This window comes from Lysinibacillus sp. UGB7 (genome assembly GCF_049058285.1).
In the GTDB taxonomy this organism is placed as follows: domain Bacteria; phylum Bacillota; class Bacilli; order Bacillales_A; family Planococcaceae; genus Lysinibacillus; species Lysinibacillus sphaericus_B.
This window is the reverse complement of sequence record NZ_JBMGUV010000078.1, coordinates 1-1,787: the sequence shown is the minus strand read 5'-3', so window position 1 is coordinate 1,787 and position 1,787 is coordinate 1. Positions and strand designations below refer to the sequence as shown.

General features: G+C 28.5%; 2 protein-coding genes. Both read left to right on the top strand.

Features of this window, described 5'->3' with window-relative positions:
• Positions 1-314 precede the first annotated feature (314 nt).
• Positions 315-1,148, top strand: coding sequence for a hypothetical protein (locus ACOMCU_RS27920; RefSeq protein ID WP_421052287.1), 834 nt, complete (start codon positions 315-317; stop codon positions 1,146-1,148).
• Positions 1,149-1,176: 28 nt separating this feature from the next.
• The gene (locus ACOMCU_RS27915; RefSeq protein ID WP_421052286.1) at positions 1,177-1,509 is read left to right on the top strand and encodes a hypothetical protein; all 333 of its coding nucleotides are present in this window, start codon (positions 1,177-1,179) and stop codon (positions 1,507-1,509) included.
• Positions 1,510-1,787: the final 278 nt, after the last annotated feature.

Genomic DNA, 1,787 nt, shown 5'->3' with positions numbered 1-1,787 from the left:
ATTTACTTTATAGGGTTCAGTTCAATTTAGCCGAGCTGGTCTTTTTTTAGTTAAGATTATTAATAGTATAAAAATTACAGATTTTTGAAAGTGTTATTTCAAAAATAATAAAAAAAGATAGTTGAAGTATAAATGTCAAACATTCTGTGATAAACATGAAAAATAAATCCTTTGTACTATTGGAAAGAAAATATCACACCTAAAAGTAGCGTTTAATTACCATTGAATTGGTACTGATGGTAATGATAGGATATATATAACTCGAGGGAAAGTAAGCTTATTGTAATTTAAATGAAAATCTAAGGAGAAAAAGAATGAAAAAAATTATTTGTGGAGTGGCAGCTGTTTTTGCTTTTTCAACTGTCGGATCTCCAACATTATTAACATTAGCAAATTATGAATCTAACATACAATTGACATCAGAAGTAAATTTAGGAGATAATTTTAAATTACTATACGACGATGAAAATAAATCTGCTTATCAAATAGTTGATGAAACAGGTAATATTTATGAATATGAGGAAGAAGTAATAAGTCAACTTGATGGTACTGATGAAATAACACGGAAGAAATTTTTAGTTTTATCAAATAAACAAAAGGAATTAGTTGATGAAAAAGTTATCAGTATTGGTGATACAGCGACAGATATTATTATCAAAGATTTATCTAACCCCTATAGTACGGAAATAAAAATCGACAAAAGTGATCTACAATTTAACACTGAGCAATCTTTAAATGAACAATCGTCATATCCAGTAATAACTAATTTTGCATCAGCATCAGTGACATCTGGAGGATCGTATCTTGCTGACATTCGCTACACTGAATCTAAAAATAATAATAATGCAACAGCAATTTTTGGGACTTCTTCAAAGAATACAACACAAACAAATTGGAAGTTCCGAGATTTTAAGGCGGCTGCTGATAATATAGTAACAGAAGAAAAAAGCCTTGTAACATTAGGTGTTGCAGGTGTAGCTGATGCAGTATGGGCGGCTGTAAAAGCTGGAGATCTTTTGTCTTGGGAAGTAATTAAAAAAGTATTTGGTAAGTTAGGGAAGGCTGTGCCAGCTATTGGAACGTTAGTTACAATATATACTTATGTAAATTTATGTCTCACAGCCAAAGAAAAATATAATGCGATTTAAAATATTTTGATTATAAGGATGATTTATTTTGGATATTCTATTTAGTGCTATAATAGTCATTATCTATGTGGGGCTTATGTATTTTATTTTTGGTCAAATAATGAATTTTATGAAACAAAAAACTACTGATTTCATGGCTCAGATTTTACCTGGTTGGATTTTAATAATGTTATCAAGTATTGTTATCTTATTTATTTTTCCAGATTATTTAACAAGCCAAAGAATTTTTCAATTTATAATGTACATTTCTATTGGGGTTTGTTTTGTTTCATTATTTTTATTGATTGTGATAAAAAATATAAGCTTAGAAAAATATAATTCTATTATTTCGAAATTGAAAGCAAATAGGGATATAAAATAAAGAGTATACAAAGCATTCCGTATTCAAATAACGCATATAAACACGCAGCACCTCCTGGTACTATGGTATGCTCCCCATTAAGTAGACAGATTAAAAAATAAAATCTGTTTATCAAATGGGGAGATTTTTTTATGAGAACGTGTAGTTTTTCAAAAGGAGAAAAATTAGAGATTTTAAAATTTTATCATACTGGCCAATTTACTCATATGAAGTTGCCGAATTATATAAAGTGCATCGTGATACGATTAAAGATTGGCAAAATTATTATCGTTATTTTA